Here is a 277-nt window from a genome sequence, read left to right on the forward strand (position 1 = left end):
TCGACGCATCGATGCCGGCGATGATCCGCGACTCGGGCGGCATGTGGGGCCCGGACGGCGAACTGTCCGACGCGAAGGCCGTGATTCCGGACCGCTGCTACGCGGGCGTCTACCAGGCCGTCATTGAAGATTGCAAGCAGCACGGCGCATTCGACCCGGTCACGATGGGTAGCGTGCCGAACGTCGGCCTGATGGCGCAGGCGGCCGAGGAATACGGTTCGCACGACAAGACGTTCCTGATCCCGGCCGATGGCGTCGTGCGCGTCACGGACGACGC

General features: G+C 67.1%; 1 protein-coding gene. It reads left to right on the forward strand.

Annotated elements, in window-relative coordinates; all coding sequences use genetic code 11:
- Window positions 1–277 (forward strand): NADP-dependent isocitrate dehydrogenase (locus tag SB725_RS30975; RefSeq protein ID WP_410923210.1); only part of this gene is annotated, 277 nt, incomplete at both ends.

This window comes from Pseudomonas sp. SIMBA_041, from assembly GCF_046535095.1.
GTDB lineage: Bacteria > Pseudomonadota > Gammaproteobacteria > Pseudomonadales > Pseudomonadaceae > Aquipseudomonas > Aquipseudomonas mucoides.